At 47.9% G+C, this 24,390-nt stretch carries 26 protein-coding genes and 1 riboswitch; of the genes, 2 read left to right on the plus strand and 24 right to left on the minus strand.

The features are described 5' to 3' along the window. Positions 1-128: 128 nt before the first annotated feature. The 22 genes from AC3WTJ_RS26660 to AC3WTJ_RS26765 all read right to left on the minus strand — a co-directional run bounded on the left by AC3WTJ_RS26660 (position 129) and on the right by AC3WTJ_RS26765 (position 21,072). The gene (locus AC3WTJ_RS26660; protein ID WP_492524400.1) at positions 129-1,070 is read right to left on the minus strand and encodes an RluA family pseudouridine synthase; all 942 of its coding nucleotides are present in this window, start codon (positions 1,068-1,070) and stop codon (positions 129-131) included. Beyond that, on the minus strand, positions 1,067-1,636 hold the full coding sequence (locus AC3WTJ_RS26665) for a cob(I)yrinic acid a,c-diamide adenosyltransferase (protein WP_492524401.1): 570 nt from the start codon (positions 1,634-1,636) through the stop codon (positions 1,067-1,069). Before AC3WTJ_RS26665 ends, AC3WTJ_RS26660 begins: the two co-directional genes overlap by 4 nt. Next, positions 1,633-3,243: a cobyric acid synthase gene (locus AC3WTJ_RS26670; protein WP_492524402.1), complete on the minus strand. Its 1,611-nt coding sequence runs from the start codon at positions 3,241-3,243 to the stop codon at positions 1,633-1,635. Before AC3WTJ_RS26670 ends, AC3WTJ_RS26665 begins: the two co-directional genes overlap by 4 nt. Next, the gene (gene cobD / locus AC3WTJ_RS26675; RefSeq protein WP_492524403.1) at positions 3,236-4,342 is read right to left on the minus strand and encodes a threonine-phosphate decarboxylase CobD; all 1,107 of its coding nucleotides are present in this window, start codon (positions 4,340-4,342) and stop codon (positions 3,236-3,238) included. The genes AC3WTJ_RS26670 and cobD overlap by 8 nt, the downstream gene beginning before the upstream one ends. A gap of 17 nt (positions 4,343-4,359) precedes the next feature. After that, the gene (cobS, locus tag AC3WTJ_RS26680; RefSeq protein ID WP_492524404.1) at positions 4,360-5,190 is read right to left on the minus strand and encodes an adenosylcobinamide-GDP ribazoletransferase; all 831 of its coding nucleotides are present in this window, start codon (positions 5,188-5,190) and stop codon (positions 4,360-4,362) included. Further along, positions 5,166-6,140 carry an adenosylcobinamide-phosphate synthase CbiB gene (gene cbiB, locus AC3WTJ_RS26685; RefSeq protein ID WP_492524405.1) on the minus strand — a complete coding sequence of 325 codons (975 nt, stop codon included), beginning with the start codon at positions 6,138-6,140 and terminating at the stop codon, positions 5,166-5,168. Before cbiB ends, cobS begins: the two co-directional genes overlap by 25 nt. A gap of 23 nt (positions 6,141-6,163) precedes the next feature. Further along, positions 6,164-6,745 carry a bifunctional adenosylcobinamide kinase/adenosylcobinamide-phosphate guanylyltransferase gene (cobU, locus tag AC3WTJ_RS26690; RefSeq protein ID WP_492524406.1) on the minus strand — a complete coding sequence of 194 codons (582 nt, stop codon included), beginning with the start codon at positions 6,743-6,745 and terminating at the stop codon, positions 6,164-6,166. 27 nt (positions 6,746-6,772) lie between these two features. Then, the gene (cobT, locus tag AC3WTJ_RS26695; RefSeq protein ID WP_492524407.1) at positions 6,773-7,855 is read right to left on the minus strand and encodes a nicotinate-nucleotide--dimethylbenzimidazole phosphoribosyltransferase; all 1,083 of its coding nucleotides are present in this window, start codon (positions 7,853-7,855) and stop codon (positions 6,773-6,775) included. Between the two features lie 23 nt (positions 7,856-7,878). After that, positions 7,879-8,655 (minus strand): heme ABC transporter ATP-binding protein, encoded by a 777-nt coding sequence (locus tag AC3WTJ_RS26700; RefSeq protein WP_492524408.1) that lies wholly within the window; start codon positions 8,653-8,655, stop codon positions 7,879-7,881. A gap of 5 nt (positions 8,656-8,660) precedes the next feature. Further along, positions 8,661-9,698, minus strand: a complete 1,038-nt coding sequence (locus AC3WTJ_RS26705) for a FecCD family ABC transporter permease (RefSeq protein WP_492524409.1) — start codon at positions 9,696-9,698, stop codon at positions 8,661-8,663. Next, positions 9,699-10,718: an ABC transporter substrate-binding protein gene (locus AC3WTJ_RS26710; protein WP_492524410.1), complete on the minus strand. Its 1,020-nt coding sequence runs from the start codon at positions 10,716-10,718 to the stop codon at positions 9,699-9,701. A 150-nt stretch (positions 10,719-10,868) separates the two neighbouring features. After that, a riboswitch (cobalamin riboswitch) is annotated at positions 10,869-11,029 on the minus strand. A 31-nt stretch (positions 11,030-11,060) separates the two neighbouring features. Continuing rightward, positions 11,061-11,591, minus strand: coding sequence for a hypothetical protein (locus AC3WTJ_RS26715; RefSeq protein ID WP_127457310.1), 531 nt, complete (start codon positions 11,589-11,591; stop codon positions 11,061-11,063). A gap of 62 nt (positions 11,592-11,653) precedes the next feature. After that, on the minus strand, positions 11,654-11,920 hold the full coding sequence (locus tag AC3WTJ_RS26720; protein WP_127457311.1) for an aspartyl-phosphate phosphatase Spo0E family protein: 267 nt from the start codon (positions 11,918-11,920) through the stop codon (positions 11,654-11,656). A 67-nt stretch (positions 11,921-11,987) separates the two neighbouring features. Continuing rightward, on the minus strand, positions 11,988-13,193 hold the full coding sequence (locus AC3WTJ_RS26725) for an aminotransferase class I/II-fold pyridoxal phosphate-dependent enzyme (RefSeq protein ID WP_157319555.1): 1,206 nt from the start codon (positions 13,191-13,193) through the stop codon (positions 11,988-11,990). Between the two features lie 15 nt (positions 13,194-13,208). Beyond that, on the minus strand, positions 13,209-13,700 hold the full coding sequence (locus tag AC3WTJ_RS26730) for an Lrp/AsnC family transcriptional regulator (RefSeq protein ID WP_127457313.1): 492 nt from the start codon (positions 13,698-13,700) through the stop codon (positions 13,209-13,211). Positions 13,701-13,878: 178 nt separating this feature from the next. Beyond that, positions 13,879-14,148 carry a hypothetical protein gene (locus AC3WTJ_RS26735; protein ID WP_492524411.1) on the minus strand — a complete coding sequence of 90 codons (270 nt, stop codon included), beginning with the start codon at positions 14,146-14,148 and terminating at the stop codon, positions 13,879-13,881. A 148-nt stretch (positions 14,149-14,296) separates the two neighbouring features. Continuing rightward, positions 14,297-15,205: a cysteine synthase A gene (gene cysK / locus AC3WTJ_RS26740; RefSeq protein WP_492524577.1), complete on the minus strand. Its 909-nt coding sequence runs from the start codon at positions 15,203-15,205 to the stop codon at positions 14,297-14,299. Between the two features lie 81 nt (positions 15,206-15,286). After that, positions 15,287-16,600, minus strand: coding sequence for an MFS transporter (locus tag AC3WTJ_RS26745; RefSeq protein WP_492524412.1), 1,314 nt, complete (start codon positions 16,598-16,600; stop codon positions 15,287-15,289). A gap of 120 nt (positions 16,601-16,720) precedes the next feature. Then, positions 16,721-17,221: a hypothetical protein gene (locus AC3WTJ_RS26750; RefSeq protein ID WP_157319559.1), complete on the minus strand. Its 501-nt coding sequence runs from the start codon at positions 17,219-17,221 to the stop codon at positions 16,721-16,723. A gap of 136 nt (positions 17,222-17,357) precedes the next feature. After that, positions 17,358-17,777: a DUF350 domain-containing protein gene (locus AC3WTJ_RS26755; protein ID WP_127457316.1), complete on the minus strand. Its 420-nt coding sequence runs from the start codon at positions 17,775-17,777 to the stop codon at positions 17,358-17,360. 115 nt (positions 17,778-17,892) lie between these two features. Beyond that, positions 17,893-18,573, minus strand: a complete 681-nt coding sequence (locus AC3WTJ_RS26760; protein WP_492524413.1) for a PspA/IM30 family protein — start codon at positions 18,571-18,573, stop codon at positions 17,893-17,895. 138 nt (positions 18,574-18,711) lie between these two features. Next, positions 18,712-21,072 (minus strand): endonuclease MutS2, encoded by a 2,361-nt coding sequence (locus AC3WTJ_RS26765; protein ID WP_492524414.1) that lies wholly within the window; start codon positions 21,070-21,072, stop codon positions 18,712-18,714. Between the two features lie 250 nt (positions 21,073-21,322). Here AC3WTJ_RS26765 and AC3WTJ_RS26770 point away from each other — a divergent pair, with 250 nt between their 5' ends. Together AC3WTJ_RS26770 and AC3WTJ_RS26775 are read left to right on the plus strand one after the other, a co-directional pair. Further along, positions 21,323-21,691, plus strand: coding sequence for a phage holin family protein (locus AC3WTJ_RS26770; RefSeq protein WP_477502766.1), 369 nt, complete (start codon positions 21,323-21,325; stop codon positions 21,689-21,691). A 193-nt stretch (positions 21,692-21,884) separates the two neighbouring features. Continuing rightward, complete coding sequence (locus AC3WTJ_RS26775) at positions 21,885-22,271, plus strand: cupredoxin domain-containing protein (protein ID WP_157319562.1); 387 nt, start codon at positions 21,885-21,887, stop codon at positions 22,269-22,271. 107 nt (positions 22,272-22,378) lie between these two features. Here the strand turns inward: AC3WTJ_RS26775 and AC3WTJ_RS26780 are convergent, their stop codons facing one another. Beyond that, a complete protein-coding gene (locus AC3WTJ_RS26780) occupies positions 22,379-22,930 on the minus strand; it encodes a CvpA family protein (RefSeq protein ID WP_246239089.1) in 552 nt (183 codons plus the stop codon). Between the two features lie 8 nt (positions 22,931-22,938). After that, the gene (locus AC3WTJ_RS26785) at positions 22,939-24,312 is read right to left on the minus strand and encodes a hypothetical protein (RefSeq protein WP_492524415.1); all 1,374 of its coding nucleotides are present in this window, start codon (positions 24,310-24,312) and stop codon (positions 22,939-22,941) included. Between the last annotated feature and the right edge of the window lie 78 nt (positions 24,313-24,390).

Genomic DNA, 24,390 nt, shown 5'->3' on the forward strand with positions numbered 1-24,390 from the left:
GATGTAAGGACTCCTTTATGTATGTGGAAAGCTAATTCATAATTACTTAAAATTTTGGGCTAATTTAATTCGAAAGTCAAGTTATTCCAAACAAAAACCATCCTAAAATTTGGATGGTTTTTGTAAAACTAGTTATTTTTTTGTAGCCACGCTTGCAAATCGGCTAAATCTGCAGGAAGCGGAGCGTTAAATTCTGCCCATTCCCTTGTCCCAGGGTGAACAAAGCCGAGCCTGAAAGCATGCAGCGCCTGCCGGTTCAGCCGCTTGCCAGCCTCTTCAGCCGCCGGGCTCGTCTCAAATTCGGGCAGTGTATACATTTTGTCCCCGATTAGCGGGTGACCTAAATGCCGCATATGTACGCGAATTTGGTGCGTTCTCCCGGTCTCGAGCCAGATTCGAACTAAAGCAGCCTGCGCATATTGTTCCACGACTTCATAATGGGTGACAGCCGAATAACCCTCCGGAGTGACGATACGGACATGCGGTTGTTCGGGATCGCGGTCGATAGGCTCGTTAATCGTTCCTTTCGTTTCCTCAAAACGTCCCCAAACAAAGGCCAAGTATTCCTTTTTCACCTGATGCTGTATCATCTGCTCGGATATTTGCTGGTGCACATATGGCGTCTTAGCGATTGCCAATACACCCGATGTTTCTTGATCCAGCCGATGCACAGGGCGGAAACGGCATGTGATGCCAGCCTGCTGCCAGTGATACACAACACCGTTAGCAATCGTATTCACGTAGTGTCCATGTGTGGGATGTACGATGATCCCTGGGTCTTTGGCCAGGATCAGCAGATGCTCATCTTCATGAAGAATATGCAGAGGAAGGTCTTGCGGCAAAATATCCTCGGACGCTTCCTCCTCCATACGGATCTCTACACGGTCTCCTGCTTTTACCTTAATATTAATGTACTGCCTGATGCCATTCACGGTAATGCCTTGTTCCGTCAATTTAATGCGGGACAGCAGCTTGCGTGAAACCATCAATCTTTTTTGCAGCACCGTCTTCAGAATAAAACCTTCTTCTTCAGGCGGCACCATATATACTAGCGGTTCATAATAGCTCATGATTTACGTCTAAACACCTCGGCGCTGCGTACATACTCCACATCAGCAATCCCTTCGCGGTGATTCGCTGTGCGGGCAATCGTAAAGAACAAATCGGACAGCCGGTTCAAGTATCTGCGTACTTCCGGATTAATTTCCTGTGTGCGTGCGAGGGTGACGACCCGACGTTCCGCTCTGCGGCAAACCGTGCGGCATACATGCAGCGTAGAAGACACGCTTCCACCGCCAGGCAGGATAAAGCGCGTAATATCCGGCGTTTCCGCATCGTATTTATCGATCCACGCCTCTAGCGAATCCACCATTGCTGCAGTAACTTTGTATGGGCGCAGTTCCTGCTTCAAGAGCGCAAGATCCGACCCGCAATCGAACAGCTCATGCTGCACCTGGAGCAAATCCGGCAGAAGATCCGGATATTTGGCAGGGTCCATAAAGCTCATGGCCTGACCCACATAACAATTCAATTCGTCCGTCGTGCCGTATGCTTCAACGCGAGCATCGTCTTTATCCACACGACCGCCAATTACGCCTGTCTGTCCGGCATCCCCGGTACGAGTATAAATTTTCATTCTTTGACGTCCTCCCTTTGACAAGGCTGTGATACCTTCATCATCTCATAAACGCGCTGCATATCCAAGTGACTTCTAACATGGTCAGCCAGCCTATCAAACTCGGCCTCTCTGCGTTCTTTGAAGCGCAAGCCCCCGTCAACAGGCGTGAGCCCTTTCATTTTCCGAATCCGGTTCAGCCACGCTCTCCGAAAATCATCATTATGCAAAATCCCGTGCACATAAGTCCCCCAAACACGCCCCTGCTCCACAGCTGCTCCGTCTCCGTGCAACACATGATCCGAGGCGATGGCCTCATCATTGGTATACGCTCTAATTTGAAAAGGCATGTCGACATGTTCCAAAAACCTCGTACGCCCCATATGGATTTCATATCCATCAATTTCGAACATCCGGAAGGCATCAGCATCAGCGTCATCTGCAAAAAGCGAGGAACTACCCTGCACTAGAACCGTACGTTTGTCCGGAGTAAACACGGTCTCTGTCGGCAAAAGCCCGATTCCCTCAAGCTCAGGATGATCGGATTCATGGCCTTGCGGATCAAGCAGCCTAACACCAAGCATCTGATAACCCGCACAAATGCCGGTGACCCATCCATTCTCGGACAACGCAAAAGCTTTGATACGTGCAGCCAATCCGGACTCGTTCAAATACCGCAGATCATCCATCGTATTTTTGCTTCCCGGGAGCAAGACAACGTCGGGATCTCCCCAATCAGAGAGATGCGTAATGTATCTGAAATGAACATCCTTTTCTTCCTGCAGCGGATCAAAATCCGTAAAATTAGAAAGACGAGGCAAGCGAATCACAGCAACGTCCAGTTGATCTTTTGCTTTCTCAGGCGTGCTCTGTGCCCTCTTCTGCATGCGTTTGGAGTCCAGAGAGGCGGAATCTTCATCCTCAATGCCTAGCTGCGGCAAATAGGGGATCACGCCTAACACAGGTTTCCCTGTCTTCTCCTCCAACCAATCCAACCCCGGTTTCAGCAGACTGACATCCCCACGAAACTTATTAATGATAAAACCTTTTACACGATCTCGTTCTTCCGGCGTCAAAATTTCCAGCGTGCCTACAATCGATGCAAAGACACCACCGCGATCAATATCGGCGACGAGAAGCACCGGCGCATCCGCCCATCCTGCCAAACGCATGTTAACGATGTCGCGATCTTTCAGGTTAACTTCGGCAGGGCTTCCCGCACCCTCCAGCACCACAATCTCATATTCGCTGCGCAGCCGGCCTAAGGCGTCTTTGACAATCGCTTCCGCCTTCGGCAGGTACGACTCGCGATAGGTCCTTGCATCTAAATCAGAGTATGGCTTGCCGTGCACAATCACTTGGGCGACCATATCCTGCTTCGGCTTAAGCAAAATGGGATTCATATCCGTTGTAGCTAAAATGCGGCAGGCATCAGCCTGTACGCCTTGAGCCCTTCCAATCTCTTTCCCGTCAAAGGTCACGTAGGAATTTAGCGACATATTTTGTGATTTAAAAGGGGCTGTCTGCCAGCCATCCTGAACGAGAATACGGCATAACGCTGCCGTAAGAATGCTTTTGCCAACATCCGATGCTGTGCCTTGAATCATTAACGTTGCGGCTTTAGCCATGCGTTCGACCTCGATTCTGTGCCAAAGCTGCCACTGTCTGCCGGAGCCCTTCAATTAACCGCTCATTGTCTTCGCGAAGCCGAATCGCGACTCGACAATATTCTTCGTTCAAGCCTTCATACAGCGAGGCGTCTCTAATCAAAATCCCCATTTGTCCCATATGATTTTGCGCCTGTTTTACCGTTAAGCCTAGTGCCGGAGGAAAAGAAAATAATACAAAGTTCACATCCGTAGGCACTACATCTAAGCCCAATTGCTGCAGCTGTCCAGTGAGCCACGCTTTCTCATCCTGCAGCCAATGGCGGCTCGCCAGCTCAAACTCCTCGTCCTCAAGTACAGCTGTACCTATGCGCTGAGCCAAATAATTAACGCTCCACTGCACTTGCTGCTGCCTGATTTCCCGAATCAAGTCCGGGTGCGCCACCATAAACCCTAGCCGAATGCCTGGAATCGAATAAAATTTCGTCATAGAACGAATAACAATAAGCTTCCGATTCGTTGAAGCCAGCTTAAGCAACGAGTGCTCCTGCTCATCAGGCACAAAATCCATGAACGCCTCATCGAGCACGCAGCTGCGACCACTCTCTAGAAGGCTATCTACGACGTGGCGAGGAAGCAGCCGGCCTGTCGGATTGTTCGGATGTCCCAGGAAAAAGAGATCCACAACCGGTATTGCGGCTTCCAGATCCTGCTGCTGCAATTCAAACTGATGGGATGCTCGCAGCGGGATATTGTGAATCCTGCCGCCTGTTTTGTGAATCGCTTCCTCATATTCGCTGAATGACGGCCTTGCAAGCCCTGTCACGGACGGCTTCAATACCCTTGCTGTCAAATCGATCAGCTCTGCCGCCCCATTGCCAACCAAGATGCTCTCCATCTCAATTTCATATTTCTGAGCGAGCTTACGCCGCAATTCACGGACCGCAGGATCTGGATACTTCACGACATCGCTCCAGGCGTCCATCCATATCCCTTTCATAGCGGGAGGCGGTCCTAACGGATTCATATTTGAGCTAAAATCAAGAAATTCATCTCTCGACCGGCCGAACGTTTCTTCAGCAGTCCAGAGATCGCCTCCGTGTCCGTAGCGTTCTAACATGAATTCCACTCCTTTCTTTATGGTGTTGCACAAATAACGACGCCAAGCAGGAGAATCGCTTCAAGCAGCTCGTTCAAAGCACCATAGGTATCTCCGGTGAGTCCCCCTAATTTGCGGCTGATGTAAGTCGCAATTAGCCATCCTGCCAACCATGTGGCACAGGCAAAATAGAGAGGGACAGGCCAAACGGCTGCATCCGAAACGGTATCGCCAAAATAAACAAATAGAGTAGTTGTAAACAGAGCTACTACTACCGAAATAGCAACATGCCACTTTGTTACTCCTTGAAAAAAACTGCCTAAACCCGACTCTTTCCTCGCGTAAGGCCACCCCTGTATGGCTGCCGTCATAAACCATCTGCTCCAAATAGGGACAATAGCCAGGAGTAAATATCCCCTAATCCCAGTGGCTCCATCCCACTGATTGGACTCCAGCAGCGTGTAGAGAAGCGCGAACTTGAGCAGCAAATGAAGCACGGCTACAATGACGCCCATCGCTCCAACACGGCTGTCCTTCATGATTTCGAGCATTTGCTCGCGCGGTCTATGGCTGAGGATACCGTCTGCGGTATCCATCAGCCCGTCTAGATGCAGCCCGCCTGTCAGAACAACCCACAGTCCCAGAAGCAGCACAGCTGCCGGGAGTGGAGGAAGGAACAGGCTTAGACCTTCACTCGCGAGAAGCAGCAAGAGACCTATCACGCCGCCGGCTAGCGGATAAAAGATCACACTGCGCCGAAAGACAAGGTCTGTATACGTTATTTGCACGGGAATCGGCAAACGTGTTAGAAATTGAAAGGCTGCTATGCAAGCACGCAGCCAATCTAGAACCATACGAGCAGTACGCACAGCAATCCTCCCATCACTACAAAGCTGACGCCGTAAAGCATCCTGACGGCGTAGACAATATCCTGCTGCGTCCGCGGACGCAGCGGCCAGCCCAGGCGGGCGCGTTCGCTCGCTACGCCGCCGTAGACGTTCAGCCCGCCAAGCTCAATTCCGAGTGCCCCGGCGACCGCCGACTCCGGAATTCCGCTGTTCGGGCTGGGGTGCAGATGCGCGAAGCGGCGTATCGCCGCCGCTGCGCGCTTCGCCGAGAGGCCCGGCTGCAGCAGGGCGACGAGGATCAGCAGGAGGCCGGTCAGCCTGGCCGGGATCCAGTTCATGGCGTCGTCCCAGCGGGCCGACGCCCAGCCGAAATGACGGTAACGGTCATTTCGGTAGCCGACCATCGAATCCAGCGTATTCGATGCCCGGTACAGCATAGCGAGCGGCGCTCCGCCGATCAGCGCATAGAAGAGCGGCGAAATCACCGCGTCAACGATGTTCTCCGCCACAGTCTCCACGACCGCGCGCGTTAGCTCTTCTTCGTCCAGGGCTTCCGTATCGCGGCCGACGATGTAACCCGTATACTTGCGAGCGTCGGCAAGTTCGCCATTGCGCAGCGGATTGTACACGAGATACGCGGCATCCTTGAGTCCCTTGATCGCAATCGTCGTTGAAATCAACCACGTACAGACGGCATAACCGAGCCATTCGTGAACCGAACGGGTGGCTAGAACGAGGACGAGTGCACTCCCTGTACTGACAACCAAAGTAGTAGTTGTAAGCAGTACTCCTTTTAATTTTTCACTCGCGGGTGAGTCGCTTTTACTGCGCAGTAACCCTTCCATCCAGCGAATCCAACGCCCGATAAGAATAACGGGATGCGTCGGCCATCTCGGATCGCCAATGAGCCAATCCAGTACAATGGCAGCAGCCGTCATACAGACGATCTCCTGCCAGGAATAAATCCACATCAATTATCACCGCACCGATCCTCTTAAGGCTGCTTGCTTCCATCCAGCCGGTAAGCCATACTTTTCAGCTCAATAGGGATCCCTACCGTTACCAGGAATACCTTCTCGCACACCTCAGCTAACCGCTGGTTCATTCTTCCGGCCAAATCGCGGAAGCTGCGGCCAAGCGGGTATTCCGGCACAATGCCGTCTCCGACTTCATTCGTTACCATGATGAGCTGTCCACGTCCACGGTAACCTGACACTGTATTCACCAGTTGTTCAACCTGCTTCATTACCAAAGTGGAAGCGTCTTGTTCGCCTTCATACTGGAGCAGCCAGTTGCTTAACCATAGTGTTAAGCAATCAACCAGAACAACCGCTTCCTCGCCGCTCTCGTCCAGCTGCTGCAAGAGCTCGCACAGCCGAAACGGCTCCTCCCGGGTATCCCATGTATACCCCGAACTGAGCCTTGTCTGCTGGTGCAGACGAACCCGCTCCCTCATTTCCTCATCGTAGATGTGGGAGGTCGCGATATAGATCCCACGCTCGCTGCCATGCATCGCGAGCTTCTCTGCAAAAGAGCTCTTGCCGCTGCGCGCGCCGCCCGTTACCAAAACCGCCATGGCGCCTCCGCCTCCTTCTCCTGCTGTCTACTCCCGTGACACGCCTGCGCTTTCGAATGTCGCCATCTCTCGCATGATCTTGCCTGCGGCTTCGATCAAGTTAAAGGCAAGCACCGCGCCTGTTCCTTCGCCCAAGCGCATATCCATTTGCAGCATCGCAGAGAGGCCCACGGCCTCGAGCATCTTCGCATGCCCCTGCTCTTGAGATAAGTGCGAGGCGAGCATGTAGGACGCGCTTAGCGGGGCTAATCGGCTCGCCACAAGCGCTGCCGCCGACGAGATGTAGCCGTCGACGACAACCGGACACCGATTCTTCGCTGCGCCAAGAATCACGCCAACCAGTCCGGCGATCTCCAATCCGCCGACCTTGCTTAACACTTCAAGCGCAAAATCGCCGCTTGTGCTAATCGCGTTGTCCTTTGCCGGACGAAGACCGTTCACGTGGAGCGCCTTGTTGACAACCGACCGCTTATGCAGCCATTTCGCGTCGTCAATGCCCGTTCCGCGGCCTACGGATATTTCAGCATCCACACCGCCCAATGCGCATAAAATCGCCGCGCTAGCCGTTGTGTTGCCGATCCCCATCTCACCGGTCGCGAAAAGTCGATAGCCCTGCTGAGCCAGGTCATCCACTAACTCAATGCCCGCCTCAATCGCTTGTACGGTTTCATCTAACGTAAGCGCCGCTTCGCGCGCCATGTTGCGTGAACCTTTTCTTACTTTGCGTGAAACGAGGTTCGGATGCTCCAGGTCCGCGTTAACCCCCATATCCACACAAATAACGTCTGCTCCTGCATGTCTGGCCAACACATTAACCGCTGCACCGCCATGAAGGAAGTTCAGCACCATCTGCGGAGTGACTTCCGCTGGGAACGCGCTGATGCCTTCCTCACAAACACCATGGTCGCCTGCCATCACAATGACCGCTTTTTTATCAAACAACGGCTTCACTTCACCGGTAATCCCGGCAACTTGTCGCGCAATATCTTCCAGCTTGCCTAAGCTCCCCTGTGGTTTGGTCAATTGATTCAAATGATCATTCGCCTGCTTCACCACATCTGCATGAATAGGCTCAATAGCGTTGATCATCGTTTGCAAATTACTCATCATCCATTCCTCCGTTACCAAGTTGATTATTTTCCCGGCTGCAATAAAATCTGTGGTGCTTGGTTCGTTGGGTGCTGCAGAACAATAGGTTCTGTTCCATAGACCTCTGTAATTAATTTGCTTGTAATAATCTCATCAGGCGTTCCTATCGCTGCCAATTCTCCGTTATGTATCACCATTAACCGTGTACAGTATTGCGCGGCCAAATTCAAGTCATGCAGAACCGCCACTACGGTTAACTGCGACTCGCGCTGCCATTCACGAATATAATCCATCATCTGCACTTGATACCCAATATCCAAAAAGGTTGTAGGCTCATCCAACATAAGCAATCGCGGCTGCTGAGCCATGACTTTCGCAAGCGCGACACGCTGCCTCTCGCCGCCGCTAAGACGCTCAATCGTTCGTTCAACAAGCGGTTCCAACTGCAGTTTCCGAATAATCGCCTCGATTAATTCCTCCGCTTCCACAGTATCCTCGCCAAGCCAATTCTGAAAAGGATAACGGCCCATCTCCACGACTTCGCGAATCGTGAAGCCTACCGGCGGCAGTGCATCCTGCTGCAAAACTGCCAGCCATCTGGCCAGTTCCTTTCGTGAATAAGCAGACGCCGGTCGACCATCCAGCTCTACCGAGCCATTTTTAACCGGATCAATCCCGGAAAGAAGGCGTAGTAACGTCGATTTTCCGCTGCCATTTGGCCCTATAATGCCAAAAAACTCACCGTGTTGGACCTCAAAGCTTATATTTTCAAGTACCGGCCGTTCATGAAAGCTTTGGGAAAGCTGCTGCACTTTAATCATCGTTTTCAACCTCTTAACGTTTTCTTATCCTTATGTAGCAAATAGGCAAAAAATGGCGCGCCCAAAAACGCTGTGATAACACCAAGCGGAATCTCCGTCGGACTTAGCAAGGTACGAGCGAGCGTGTCCGCCCACAGGACATAGATACCGCCGCCAATCGCCGACAAAGGAATAATAAGACGATAGTCCGGACCGACGATCAGACGAACCAAGTGCGGAATGATGAGCCCTACGAAGCCGATAACACCTGCTACAGAGACAGCTGCCGCCGTAATAAATGTAGCAACAATTAGAACAATCAGCTTCGTGCGTTCTACATTTACTCCCAAATGGGAAGCCTGCCGCTCTCCCAACGCGAGCAAATTCAATGATCTTGCATAACTAAGCAGTACTACTAAACCTATGACTAAATATGGCGAAATTATCGTTATGTACGGCCAGCCCCGCATCGCCAAGCTTCCCATTAACCAAAAAACAATTTCATTAATGACCTGCTTGGAAATCGAAACCATAAAGGAAACGATCGCGCCAAGAAAAGCCTGCATGACAACGCCGGACAAAATAAGCGTCTCCATCTTCAGCTTGCCATCGATCTGAGCCAGCTTAAGCACGAGGAAAAGGGAAATAAGTCCCGTTACAAAAGCAACAATCGGAACCGACCATTGCCCAAACAAAGCCATCTGCAGACCAAAATAGATTAAAAACGCCGCCCCGACCGAAGCGCCTGAAGAAACCCCCAGCGCGTATGGATCTGCAAGCGGATTGCGCAGCACGCCCTGGAAAGCAGCTCCGGCAACGGAGAGAGAGGCCCCTACGAGAATCCCCAGCAATACGCGAGGCAAACGCACCTTATTTATAATTTGCTCCGCAGACTGCTGCCAAGTGACGTCGATGTAGTCGCCTGCCCAAGGAATATGCTTCCCTAGGATGCCCGCAATTTGGAGTACTGGGAGATTAGCTGTTCCCAGCGATAAACTTGCCAGAATAGAAAGAAGAAGGAGTATAACCCCTACTCCTCCCCATAGCATTAGTTTTTTTTTCATTTATTTCACCAGTTCAGGATAAATGCCTTTCGCCATTTCCAGCAGTCCATCGGTCAATCTCGGTCCCGGACGGCTCAGCAGGTTCTGGTCAAGACCGATTACCTGTTTGTTCTTCACAGCTTCAATAGCATCCCAGCCACTTCGTGTGCGGATAATTTCATCAAGCGACATCTTGTTTTTGGTATCTACGACACCATTCGCAAAGAGAATAACAGCCGGGTTTTGTGCGATAATTTTCTCTTCGCTGATTTGATACCAGCCTTTACCGTCGCCGGCTACATTAATGCCACCCGAAAGTTTGATCAGCTCATCCATGAATTCGCCGCTGCCGACGGTCCAACCCGGACTGAATTCTATGTATACTTTTTTCTTATTTTCCTGCTTTACATCTTTCACGGCGTCGACAACTTTCTTACGATCCGCTTTCATCTTGGAGACGATTTTCTCAGCTTGTTCCTGACGATCTGTAATCAAACCATAGGTTTGAATGTTTGCAATCGCATCATCCAACGTCTTGGGCTCCACCTTAAACACATTGATGTTCGATTCGCGCAGTTTTTCAACCGTGTCCGCTTTCATCGAGACACCCGTAAAGACAATATTCGCATTAGTCGCAATCAAAGCTTCCTGGTTCGGCTTCGTGATACTTCCCAATTTGGGTTTGGACTTCGCTGCTGCCGGATAATCATCGAAATCGGAGACGCCGACAATCTTATCATCCAATCCAAGTGCAAAAAGTGCTTCCGTTTCTGCAGGAGAAACCGATGCGATCCGCTCCGGCGCCTTGTCAAAAGTGAATTCTTTCCCCGTTGCATCTTTAATTTTCAGCGGATACGCCGTCTTTTTGGATGTCGCAGCTGCTGTTGCAGCAGGAGTAGGCGCCGTCGTTGTCTCTCCGCCAAGCTTAGATGGACTGGTAATTTCCGCTTCTTGCTTACCACAAGCCGCTAAGCTAACCGCTGTCGCTAAAGCAACCGATAAGAGGAGCGCCCTCTTGATCCCGTTCTTTTTCATTTGCATGGTGTAGCCCCTCTCTCTGAAACCTGTAATTTCGATAAATTCCAAATAAAAAACCCCTCTGTTCCTAAGGAACAAAGGGGACGATAAATCGCGGTGCTCAGCAACGAATCCGTTGCTTCCTGATTTAAAGCGATCCTTTTCCTCGAAGGATGTCGTAACGGCACCATGGCAGGTATCCTGGCTCCCCGGCAATACTTCTCTTCCGGATTACAGTGGCGGGACCGCGCCGGACTTCAACCGGCTTCCCTTTTAAGCGGCAATGAAATTCATATGTGAATTCGTTGCCGGCACCAATGGCTGCATATTTGACTATCAATCTAATTGTCGATTATAGACTTCTTGCTACTTTTGTGCAATAACCTTGAGTACTTGCTTAGCTTCCTCCATTTTCGGGGCATTGACAGGAATGAAAGCAATAAGTCCTTTTCCTTCGAAGCCTTGCTCCTTCATCCACTTGTTGCCTGAGAGCGGAATTCCATACAGATGCTTTTCAGCAGGCTTGCCCTCTTCCGCAATTTCGATGACCCCGTCCGGATAATCCGAAGGGTTAATCGTCTCGTCCAAAGATACGAACCCTGCTTGATTGCTTAATGTTTTAAATTGGTCATCCGCCAGGATAAAGATGCCGTTTCCGCCTGCCGCCAATTCAACGATCATTTTTTCCATGGAGAAAATGGGAGAGGTATTCAGCTTAACGGTAGGAGTTTCACCGATCTTCGATTTCAAAGATGCCTCCAGCTTCTCACCTGCATCACTTGGAAATCCATTTTGACCCATGACAAAGATAGAAACATCCGGCTTTGGTCCTCCACAACCCGCAACTATCACCATAAGCGCTGACACTAGCATGACCATTAGAAATTTCAATTTCATGATGTAAGAGTACCTCCGTATACGAATCTAGATATATCGATAGTCGCGAGAAAAGTCGGCTTTCACCGACTTTTCTTCCAATTATTCATATATTCATTTATTTTGAGATCAAGTATCGTACTGAGTTCCACGACAGATTCGGATGTCATTTCTTCTCCGTCCAGAACCATCTGTTCTAACCTGCGTCGCAGAGAATGAATCTCTTCTTCTAATAAGTTTAGGGAGTTACGTTTCTTAGCACGCTTAGTCAACCAACGTTGTTCGAAATCTTGTTCATTAATTTGCAGATGTTTTCGATAGGTTGATAGTTGGTATTCCATGAAAGCCATGCTCATCCCTCCTTACTACAAGAATACCAGTTTTCATGAATAATTAACATAGATTTTTCAGATTGAATCACAAATTTCTTAGAAATTTTCCAATTCTCTCTAAAGCTTCATTCAGTTGAGATACACTATAGGCATAAGAGCAGCGTAAGAAACCTTCCCCACCTAAACCAAACACATCTCCCGGCACGGCAGCAACCTTAGCTTCGAATAAAAGCCTCTGGGCAAATTCGTCTGAAGTAAGTCCTGTGGCAACAACGCTTGGGAAGGCGTAGAAAGCGCCCTGCGGTTCATGACACTCCAGTCCAATATCGCGGAACCCTTTGACGACCAAGCGCCTGCGTTGATTGTAAGACTCTATCATACGGTCTTTCTCTTCCAAACCATTTGTCAAAGCCTCATGTGCAGCTACTTGACCCATCACAGGTGCGCACATCACCGTATACTGGTGAATTTTGGTCATAGCGGAAATCAACTCTCGGTGACCGCATGCATATCCCATTCTCCAGCCAGTCATCGCAAATGCTTTGGAGAAGCCGCTGACTAGAATCGTCCGATCCTTCATGCCTGGAACAGCTGCAAAACTTACATGCTTCTGCCCATAGGTCAATTCCGCATAAATTTCATCCGAAATCACAATAAGATCGTTCTCTTCCACGACTTTGGCAATAGGGAGCCAGTCCTCATAGGTCATAATGCCGCCAGTAGGATTGCTTGGATAACATAGAATTAAAATCTTGGAGCGTGGCGTAATGGCATCACGAAGTGCCTTCTCTGTCAGCTTGAACTGATCCTTCGCGAATGTTTCGATTCCGACTGGAACGCCGCCGCTAATACTCGTAATAGGCGAATAAGAGATATAGCAGGGTTCTGGAATCAGAATCTCATCCCCCGGCGTAATCAAAGCGCGCAGAGCCAAATCGATGGCCTCACTGCCTCCGACGGTCACAAGGACTTCATTCGACGGCTCATATTTCACTTTAAAGGATGTATACAAATAATCCGCAATCGCTTCGCGAAGCTCAGGTATCCCTGAGTTCGGCGTATATTTCGTTCTGCCGCGCTCCAAAGAGTAAACGGCTGCTTCACGAACATGCCAAGGGGTTGAGAAATCCGGCTCCCCCACACCAAGGGAAATAATATCATCCTTGCTGTTGCTTACTAGATCAAAAAACTTCCGAATACCTGAAGGCTTCATTTCACGTACGGCAGGAGCAAGGTAACCCTGCATCGATTTCACTTTGTTCGGCTCTACGATTGTCTCATTTTTGATCATGGCTTTACCTCTTCCTTACGGAGAGACAAGCATCCGATGATCATCAGCCTGATCCTCGAAAATGATGCCGTCTTGTTTGTATTTTTTCAAGATAAAATTCGTTTTGGTTGAAAGCACGCGATCAATTGGCGATAGCTTGTTAGAAACAAAAGAAGCGACTTGTTTGAGCGAATGGCCTTCAACCTCTACAAGTAAATCATAAGCGCCAGACATGAGATAGACAGATTTGACCTCTGGATATAAATAGATCCGTTCCGCAATAGCGTCGAACCCGCGTCCGCGTTCAGGCGTAATTTGCACTTCAATCAGGGCGGTAACCTTTTCGTCATCTACCTTGCTCCAGTTAACAACTGTCGCGTACTTGACGATGACCTTATCCGCTTCCATCTCGCTTATCGCTCGCGCCACCTCGTCCTCCGCCGTTCCTAACATTGTGGCGATGAGTTCCGCACTCCGGCGGGCGTCTTCTTTCAGTAATTCGAGAATTTTAAGCTTCAAAGCATCCATGGTTAACCAACCTTTCTGTGATCGTATTCATTCATCCTTTAATCTTACAATGAATTGCTGTCCTAATTCAATTACTCCGCTCATCAAATTTTCAGATAATTTGTGTATAAATGAATTTTCTTGCATGAGAATAACAAAAAGCCGCCTGATCCAGGCAGCTTTTATTTATACAACCCGTTTAGATGCCAACTTTCAGCAATTTAGCAACGGTATGTTCAATTTCACGGTGTTCATACGTAGGGCGCACATGGATACTCGGTTCTCCGGCCATACAGCCGATCCCGACAAGCGTATTTTCGTCATACACAGAAATCACAGTCTGAGACTCCAGCTGATTCCAGTCGACTTGGTTCTGAGCACCGGTTGTTATGCATTCATTTGTATATGACTGTATAAAATCATGAAGTTGATCATTTTCGGGATGTCCATTAATATAGGCTAATTTCAAGCTAAATCCACCTCTCTGCGATCGCTTTGCTACTTCTATAATTATACTCAATCGTGGATTTTTATTCAATATTTTTTATCGATTTACAAAAAAAATACGACTTCCGGACATTCTAGTCCAGCAGCCGTATTCATCGCCTATCTTTTAATCAAAATAGATCCATACTTAAATATCGTTCACCGGTATCCGGCGCGATACAAAGCACCCTTTTCCCCGCTCCAAGCTTACGAGCGACCTGCAGTCCCGTCCAAACCGAAGCACCGGCGGATGGTCCTACGAGGATGCCTTCTTTACTAGCCAAGTCTTTCATCGTACCGATTGCGTCCTCATCTGTCACTTGAACAATCTGATCATATATGCTCGTATTCAAAATAGACGGTACAAAACCAGGGCTCGTGCCAACCAGCTTATGAGGTCCTGGGCTTCCTCCGGATAAAACAGGAGATCCCTTCGGCTCCACGACATAAATCTGGATGTCCGGCAGCTTCTCGCGAAGCACCTCGCCCGTTCCGGTAATGGTTCCTCCGGTACCTGAAGTAGCAACGAAAGCATCCAGACGCCCTTCCATCTGCTCCAAAATCTCAGGGGCAGTCGTAACCCGGTGAATGCTCGGATTCGCCGGATTCTCGAACTGCTGAGGGATGTAGCTGTTCGGGATGTGATCCCTCAGCTCCTGTGCTTTGGCGATAGCTCCTGGCATCCGCAGCGCGGCAGGAGTCAGGACGACCTCTGCGCCATAGGCCTTGAGCAGGTTAATCCGTTCCTTCGACATATTATCCGGCATGATGAGAATGGCTTTGTATCCTTTGGCCGCTGCATTCATCGCGAGGCCAATGCCTGTATTGCCGCTCGTCGGTTCGATGATCGTGGCGCCCGGGCTAAGAAGCCCATTTTTCTCCGCCTGCTCGATTAAATTAAAAGCCGCCCGATCCTTCACACTGCCGCTTGGATTAAAATATTCAAGTTTGACATACAATTCTGCATCGCCAGGCTCCACCAACCGTTGAATTCGGACAGCAGGCGTATCGCCAATGAGCTCTGTGATGCTGTTCACCATTTTTTTATGTGTCAAGGGTTGCCCCCTCCTCTTCCAATTAACCAACACTATCCACATTTTTATCGGGAAGCCCTAATAATGTCAAGTTTTAATTACAGATAACTGCTTTTTCATAAAATACCAGCTAAAAAGGGGAGAACTGCCGATGATTAATAAAAGCACATTAATGACAAGTGGGGCCTTGCTCCACGAAATTACGCAAATGAACAGCAGAACCCCGGAGACCCTGCCCACATTCAAGGCAAGCTCACGAAGCACGATATACTCCTCTCGTTGCCTGGCGCTTTCTTCCGTAGAACCAATCAAATCAAATACGGCCGATACCATCGGTACGGAATACATAGGAAAGAAAAGGGCTGACCCCAATCCGAAAAGAAGTAAAGTGCTGTAACCCATTTTACAGAAAAAAGGAAGAATAATCGCTACCACCATAGCTGCGCCGATAAACATGCTCACCTTCCGGAACCTCGGTTTTATAAACCGGCCTGCCGCCCAGAAGCTAACTAAAGAAACCGCTGACGTAATCAGCACAAAATTCCCCAGACTCGCTTCACTCGATGTAGAAATATAAACAAGCAGAGCGATCATGAAACCGAAGACGCCTTCTCTAACCCCTTGAAAAACCAACGCCAAACTGACGCGCTTCCAAGGCGTTTCCGCTTTCCTAAGGCTTCGAATAGGAAACATCCACTCGTAAGTACCTTGTACTTTTCTCTTTTTCAGAAAAAAACTAATCACTACGCCAAGCAGAAAGATGCCAAGTGAAATGGAAAAGATTAATCGATAACCTTTGATATCGCCTAAATTCACAATCAATAAGCCAGAAATCCATGGCGCAATGATGCCCGCTCCAGCTCCGAGCAAGCCTACCGATCCGTTAAATCGATCCCGATTGTCAGGGTCCGTTACTTCAAAATAAACAACGTTAAAGGCAACCCAGAACAAGCCTGCAGAAATTCCTTGCACGATGCCCAGCCATACAAAATATTGAAAGCTGTTCGCTCCCAGCCAAAGAACCAACATATAAAATACGGCAGAAATAGCTACGCCGATGCGCAAGCAGTTCATTTTATTATGTTCCTTCACCCATTTCCCTGCTAACCAGAAGGTGATGGCCATCGTCAAATGAGTCGCTAACGTGAACCAACCAATTAGCGTGTAGTCATTTTTGGCTTTCCACAAATAGACGCCGACAAAAGTTCCCGATAGCGCGTTTGCGCTCCCAAATAGCGTATGAACGATAATCAGAAGAATCGCTTGTGAATCTAATCGCCCTTTTTTAGCCGGGTTGTTATGATCAGTAGGTTGTTGATCGCGCTCTTCGAAATAATTGCCCTTCTGTCGTTCTTTCCCTTTACCTGGATGCATTCGCTGCATACTCTGATCATTGTTCATAAATAATTCCTCACCTTTCCCCGCGGAAACGAAATAGTTCTAGTTAAACTTCCCCATTCGGGTGAAAATATGAGGTATTCCATATAAAAAAACCGAATCCACGAGGACTCGGTTTCCTTTTTACTCCGATTTAATGCGTTCAACCATCAATAGTCGATCTGTATCGGACAACACTTTTTCAACTTTAAAACAGGACGGGCACACATACACATTCATCGTGAACGGAGCCGTCAGGAACGCGCTGCCCAGCGTTTTTGGAATGGTTGGCGTGAAGGAAGTTTCGTTTACAACTTCGTTCCCAGCGAGCAGAAGCAGTTCATGACAATTCGAGCACTCCGGCGCTTCTTCCTGCTCGTCTGTGATATGCTGTACCTTTTCTCCATATTTATCAAGCGGTTCATCTGAGTCATCCCATGCCAAAGACAAATCCTCATCCGCATCCGGAAACTCCTGATCTTGAAACCGGAGCGGTTGACCCGTTAATTTCACTTTCAAATCAATACTGCGATAATCCTTCAACTCGTTAAAACAATGCGGACATTCATCCTCCGGCCCAATCTCAGGATCCCAAACGATTTCTGTTTGGCACCAAGGACAAACCACTTCTTCATTCGCACTCATGACGTAATCCTCCATCTATTGCACTCAAGCAAATTTCATTAAATAATAAATCCCTGCCGCCATAAACACAAATGCAATAGCAAACAAGGTGCCCCACAGGTATTTCATGTTCGAGCCTCCAAGACTATGTATGATTCTAGGTTACGCATGCGCCTACTACGTAAGATAAGGAGACAGATAGCGTCAAAGACAAGAACCCTACAGCGCGGTTATCTTTTTTGATTTCTTCATCAATTTTAAAATAAGGCGTTAAAAACTCAAAAATGAAGTAGGCTGCTAGCAACAGCAAGAATCCGTAGCCTGCCCAAATGAGAGAGTGAATCATCGTGTCATTATTCAAAATGGAAAACCGGAACAAGTTGCAAATCCCAAAAATTTTCCCGCCTGTCGCCATTGCCACAGAGAGATTGCCCTTTTTGATCTCCGCCCAGTCATCATACTTCGTGACCATTTCGAAAATTGTTAAAAATACCACAAGGGCGATGACAGCTACTGCAAAAAATGCAAGCGTCGATAAATACGGATTACTCAGCAACACATCCACCTCTTCATTCATTTCGTCTCCTGCCTTCCTTCCACGTAGAGAGTTTAAACGTTGATTTAAAAATCCCTATATACGGTAGAAGAGACTGAGTTTGGCTCAGTCTCTCGCAGGTACTATTAGTATATCATTAAGATTGTTTTTTTTCAGCAAGCTTTGCTTTCATAGCGGCCAATTCATCATCGATGCCACTTTTGCTGGCGCCAAGTCCTTCGAGCTCATCATCCAAGCTGCGGTTTTTGGAACGAATCTCGCCGCTTGCTTGCGCTTCAGCTTCCATTTGAAGGACTTTCTCGCTCATGCGGTCAAAGCCTTTGGCTGCGTTGTCTGTACCGAATCCGGACATCGCTTGATTGATTTGTTTTTGCGCTTTGGCTGTTTCAGCACGGGCAATCAACAAATCTTTTTTGTTTTTCATTTTGTTGAACTCGTCTTTCATCTCCGTCAACTGGCCGCGAAGTTGATCCGCATTGGTTTTGGCAAGATCATATTGACGCTTCAACTCATCGAAACGAACTTGCTGCTCTTTCTTGTCTTCAAGCGCGCGACGGGCCAAATCTTCATTGCCGGCTTCAAGAGCTCTCATCGCTTGCTCTGTCCGTTTGGTAACCATTTCTTCTGCTTCTTCGAACTGAAGTTTGAATTTCTTTTCGATCGCGATTTGCTTAGCTACTGCGGATTCTGCTTCCAAAATGTCTTCTTCCATGTCACGCAAAAACTGATTTAACATTTTGACAGGGTCTTCTGCTTTGTCCAGCAAATCATTGATCGAAGCCATTGTCATATCACGCAGTCTTTTAAAAATACCCATTTTGAATTCCTCCTAAGGTTAATCCTTATTTATTTTATAATTGGTATTGCGTTTTGTTTTCTAATCACCGGTGCTTACACACATTAAATACGCAGTCCCAAAGAATGAGTTTCAAAAAGTTGAAAATATTTTTAAAAGTTATTTCAATTCCACTACGGTCACTCCGGCTCCGCCTTCATTGTAGTTCCCCATACGGTAGCTTTTCACGTGTTTGTGGCGGCGCAGATACTCCTGCATGCCTGTGCGGAGCACGCCTGTTCCTTTGCCGTGAATCAGGTATACTTGCCCCAGATTGCCGAGGAACGATTCATCCAGGAAGCGATCTGCCTCAATCAACGCTTCCTCCATGTTCAGCCCGCGCATATCCAACTCCATACGAATGCTGTCATTCCTTGTTCGTTTGACGGTGGTCGCCACCTGATGAGCCGGCTTCTTCTGAGCCGTACTGCCGATTTTCTCGAGGTTGGCTATCTCAACCTTCATCTTCATAATCCCCAGCTGCACAGTCGCTTCCGTAGCGCTAACGATTTCGACCACGTGACCCTTCTGACCCAGGCTCACGACACGCACTTCATCACCGGCCTCGATTCTCTCCGGCCGCTTCTTCGCTGCGCGAACCTGCTTCTCGCGCAGTTCAGGCGCCGCCTGATCGAGGCGGCGCTTCGCTTCAACCAGCCGGTGGTCCTTGACCCCACCGGCTTCTTCTTGCGCCATGCGCCGCAGGTCGGCGATTACTTCGTCCGCCTCGCGGCGCGCCTTGGCGACAGCCTCACGCGCGTCGCGTTCGGCTTTCTCGAGCAGCTTATCGCGCTGCTCGTCGAACTTGAGCTGCTGCGCCTCCAACGCCCGGCGCATCTCTTCCGCCTCGCGCCGCAGCCTCTCGGCGCTCTCGCGCTCCGCTTCCGCGATTAAGCGGTTCTCTTCGAGAGACGCGATCATCGACTCTACGCGTTTCTCCTCTTCGCCGACCTGGGTGCGCGCATGCTCAATAATTCGGCGTGACAAGCCCAAACGTTCCGCAATGGCAAACGCATTGCTTCGCCCTGGAACCCCTACAAGCAAACGATAAGTTGGGCTTAACGTTTGGATATCAAATTCCATGCTCGCATTTATCGTGCCGCGCGTTTGGTACGCGTAAGCCTTAAGCTCCGAGTAGTGGGTCGTTGCAATGATTCGACAGCCTATTTGGTGGATATAATCAAGAATTGAAATCGCCAGGGCAGAGCCTTCTGCTGGATCTGTACCTGCTCCAAGCTCATCCAGCAGGACCAAGCTTTTAGGCGTCATATCCCGTAAAATACTGATGATATTTGTCATATGACTCGAAAATGTACTTAGATTCTGCTCGATGCTCTGTTCATCCCCAATATCGGCATAAATCGCATCGAATACACATAACTGACTGCCTTCTTCCGCGGGTACAAACAAGCCGGACATCGCCATCAAACTTAATAAACCAACCGTTTTGAGAGAGACTGTTTTTCCCCCTGTATTCGGTCCGGTCACAATAATTTGCGTAAAATCATTCCCTAACTCCAAATCAAGCGGAACAACGATATCTGCCGCGATTAGCGGATGACGCCCGCGCTTGATTTTGATAAAGCCGCGGTCATTCAACCTTGGCATCGTAGCTTTTAGTTCCCTGGCCAGGCCCGCTTTGGCAAATGTAAAATCGAGCTCAGCCAATTGATCTACATCATATACAAGGACATCAACTTGTTCAGCGACAAGCGCAGTTAAGGCGCGCAAAATCTTCTCGATTTCCGCTTCTTCCTTGAACTTAAGCTCGCGAATCTTATTGTTCAGCTGAACGATAGCGTCAGGTTCAATGTATAGGGTCGCTCCCGAAGCCGATTGGTCATGTACCATCCCGCCGAAGTTAGAACGATATTCGGATTTGACCGGAATCACGTAACGATCGTTTCGGATCGTGATCAACACATCCTGCAGCATCTTCTGTACCGACGAGTTGCGGAGCATTTGCTCCAAGCGTTCACGCACTCTGCTCTCGCCTGTACGCAGCTCACTGCGCACGCGGCCTAATTCAACACTTGCGCTATCGACAACAACAGCATTCTCATCAATGCAGCTATTAATTTTATCTTCCAAGGATTTATTCTCGGTCAGTAACTCAACCTGCCCCTTGAGCATCGGGATTGAATACTCCTCGTGAACAGCCAGTATAAATCTTTTCAATCTGCGGGTACCAAACATCGTCGTCGATATGTCCAGCAATTCAGCCGGATTCAGCATCCCGCCAATTCTGGCACGGTGCAAGGAGGAACGAATATCCCGTATCCCGCCAAACGGGGCGTTACCTTTCAGGCGTTCTACATTTACCGCTTCATCGGTTGCTTGCAGCCGCAGCTTAACGAGTTCAAAATCCCCGATCGGTTCAAGATGCTGGACAGCGTCCTTCCCGAGAGAAGTAGCCGCGTGATGAGCTAGTTTATGTAAAATTTTCGCATATTCCAATGTTTTAATAATTTTCTGATTCAACTGTCCCAACCTCATTTCTATCCTATATTATAAACCATTTTGCGTATGATTAGCTACGGAGACAATTGTTATATGGAAGATGCTGCCTGCCATAATCTGTTCAAAAGTTGGATACACTAATTTGTGCACCTATTCCTTCTGCCAAGGAAGCGAAGTAAATGTCAAACACACCAAGCAAAATTCAACAAAAAACATCTTTTCTAGCCATGAGAGCACGGTTGTCTCATCGTAGAAAAAAGGAGGTTCTTGAATGCATCTTCTAGGACATCTGGTTAGGTTTATTGTATCTGCTTTGGTATTAATGTTTGTAAGTTGGTTAGTGCCAGGATTTCAAGTCGGGGGATTCTGGAGCGCATTTTTCCTTGCCTTGGTCATTGCCATTGCGGCATGGATCATTGAAGGAATTTTTGGCAAGCAAATCACTCCTTTTGGCAGAGGAATCGTAGGCTTTCTGGTGAGCGCGCTCGTCATCTGGGCCGCGCAGTTCGTCGTGAGCAATGTTTCAACGAGCATCATAGGTGCGATATTAGCCGCTTTAGTCATTGGGATCATCGACTTATTCATTCCTGTGAAAACCCCCTTCGAACAAGGGATCTCAGGAAGAGAAGATCGTCGATAACTGTATCAGTTTGTAGTCCTGATAGCCATGATAAAGCCCAAAAAAGATCGGTCTGCTGCGTACCACTCGCCGGGCCGATCTTTTCCTTTTTTCAAACCTATCCGAACGCTTTCACTAGTTTGTCACTGTTTTTTCCATATCGGTGATGTACAATTGAAAGGAAAACAAATACATTTATTGTCGGAGGGTATTTATGAAAAAACTACTCGTTCTTTTAATGGGAGTTGCTATAGTTATCGCAATCACTGCTTGTGGAAGCAAAGCGTCCAAGCCGGCAGATACGACTTCTCCTGCTGCAACTACACAAGCGGCCGGTGGTCAGAACGTTACTTTGAAAGCAACGAACTTCAAATTTGATCAGACTGAATATCGCGTGAAAAAAGGCGAGCCTGTCACGATTACGCTTGATAACTCGCAAGGTATTCACGGTGCTTCGATCAAAGAATTCAACGTTAAACTGGATAACAGCAACAAAACTTTTACTTTTACACCAGATAAAACGGGTTCATTTCCGATTACATGCTCCATCATGTGCGGAAGCGGCCATGCCAATATGAAAACAACTTTGATTGTTGAATAACTACTTGCTCAAAAGGCCTTGTCGCGGCAAACGCGGTAAGGTTTTTTTGTTGTTTCGGAAATAATAAAAAGCCGCCTTTTTCTATAAAAAATAGAAATCGGCAGCTTTCATATGGGGATTCCTTGCTTCCAAAGTTCTTGCAATTTACCGGCAATATCGGGCAATTCATTAATCAGGTAAGGGGCTACCGCTGAACTCGAAAGCATCTTCTGAAGTCCATCCGATGGAATGATCGTGATGACGTTCACGGCGATAATGACGATTAAAAGGGCTTCAGCTAAGCCGAGCAACGCCCCGCTCCAACGATTAATGACATTCAATCCCGGCGTTTTCGCTAAAATATTTAATGCTCGTCCGATGAAGACCAACGCGAATTTCACACCAAAAAACAAGATGGCAAAGGCGATTGCATTCGAGATATAGGTATCCAGATTGAGGCCTTTCACGATAAATTCGTATTTTTGATAATTTTGATACGTAGGCAGTGAGATCGCATTTCGAAGCACCGGTGCAAAATCCTTGTAAAAATAAAAGGCCACTAAATAAGCGAGCACAAACCCGGAGATGGACACAATTTGCGCAATAAACCCTCTAAAGTAACCAATCAGCAATCCCAAAGCAACGATAGCCAATAAGAAATAATCCAGTTTGTTCAGCATCTCCCGGATTACCTGGCCGGGCTGTCTGTTTCAGCTAATTCAATCCATTCGTTATACTCGTTCTGCAGCTTAGCGTATTCCTCGCGCAGTGCACTGTATTCTTTCTTAATCTGTTCTAACTCTTTTTGCAAGGCATCGTCATTCAAACTCTGATTTAGCAATTCTTCTTTCTCACTGTTGTATTGTTCTTGAAGACGCTCTTTTTCTTCTTTCAAATAGGTATTCAACAACGTTCTTTCTTGCTGTTGCTGCTGAATGATCGATTCAATTTGACCGTTGTATAGTTGAATAATGGTTAATTTTTGATCTTCATACTTTTGTACGATGTTGGTTTGTTGTTCTTGGAAATCGGCTACAAAGTCAACTTTTTCTTGCAAATACTGCTGAACAAGCGCTTCTTTTTCTTGTTCAAATTTTTCCTCTATTTTTGTTGTCTGACTTCTCTCTTCTTCCAACTCTTGCTGTAATTCTAATTGCTCCTGCTGGATCTGCTGTAATTGCTGTTTCAGCTGCTCTTGTTGTTGCTTGCCTTGTTCGATTTGCTGTTTGGCTAGCAAATATTGGTGGTTCTCTTGTTCCAGCTGTTGTTTGATTTGCTCTTGAATAAGAGTGACTTTTTCATTCTGCTGACTGGTTTGTTCTAATTGTTGCTCCAACTGCTCTTGGATTTGCTTATTCTGGTCTAGTTGTTGTTGCATTTCCAATTGCTGCTGTTTGGCTTGCTGCAGATGCTGTTTCAGCTGCTCTTGTTGTTCTTTTTCTTGTTCGATCTGCGTTTTGGCTTGTAAGTGCTGCTGCTGCTCTTGTTCAAGCTGTTGGCCAACTTGTTGTAATTGTTGTTCCATTAGTTCTTGCACTTGTTTATTTTGTTTGATCTGCTGTTGTAGATCTAAGAGCTGTTGCTTTTCCTGTTCAAGCAACTGCTGCGCTTCCGTAACCTGTTTTTTCTCTTGTTCCAATTGCTCTGTGAGTCGTTGCGCGTTTTGCTCGTTAAGCTGCTTCGCTTTAACTTGCTCCTCTTTAACTTGCTGCAATTGCTGGATTAGCTGTTCTTGTTCTTGCTCTTGTTCTTGTTTACCTTGTTCAAGCTGCTTGACAACTTGCAAATGCTGCTGTTTTTCCTGTTCAAGCAGCTGCTGATCTTGCATTCGTTGTTTTTTCTCCTGCTCCAACTGCTGTTTGATTTGTTCATGAATCTGTTTAGCTTGATCCTGTTCCTTTCTAACCTGCTGCAATTGCAGTCTCAGCTGCTCCTGCTGTTGTTTGCCTTGTTCAATTTGCTTTTTCGCTTGTTGATGCTGCTGTTTTTCTTGTTCAAGCTGCTGTTTGATTTGTTCATGAATCTGTTTAGCTTGATCCTGTTCCTTTTTAACCTGCTGCACTTGCAGTCTCAGCTGCTCCTGCTGTTGTTTGCCTTGTTCAATTTGCTTTTTCGCTTGTTGATGCTGCTGTTTTTCTTG

This window comes from Paenibacillus sp. FW101-FHT12H11, from assembly GCF_058790355.1.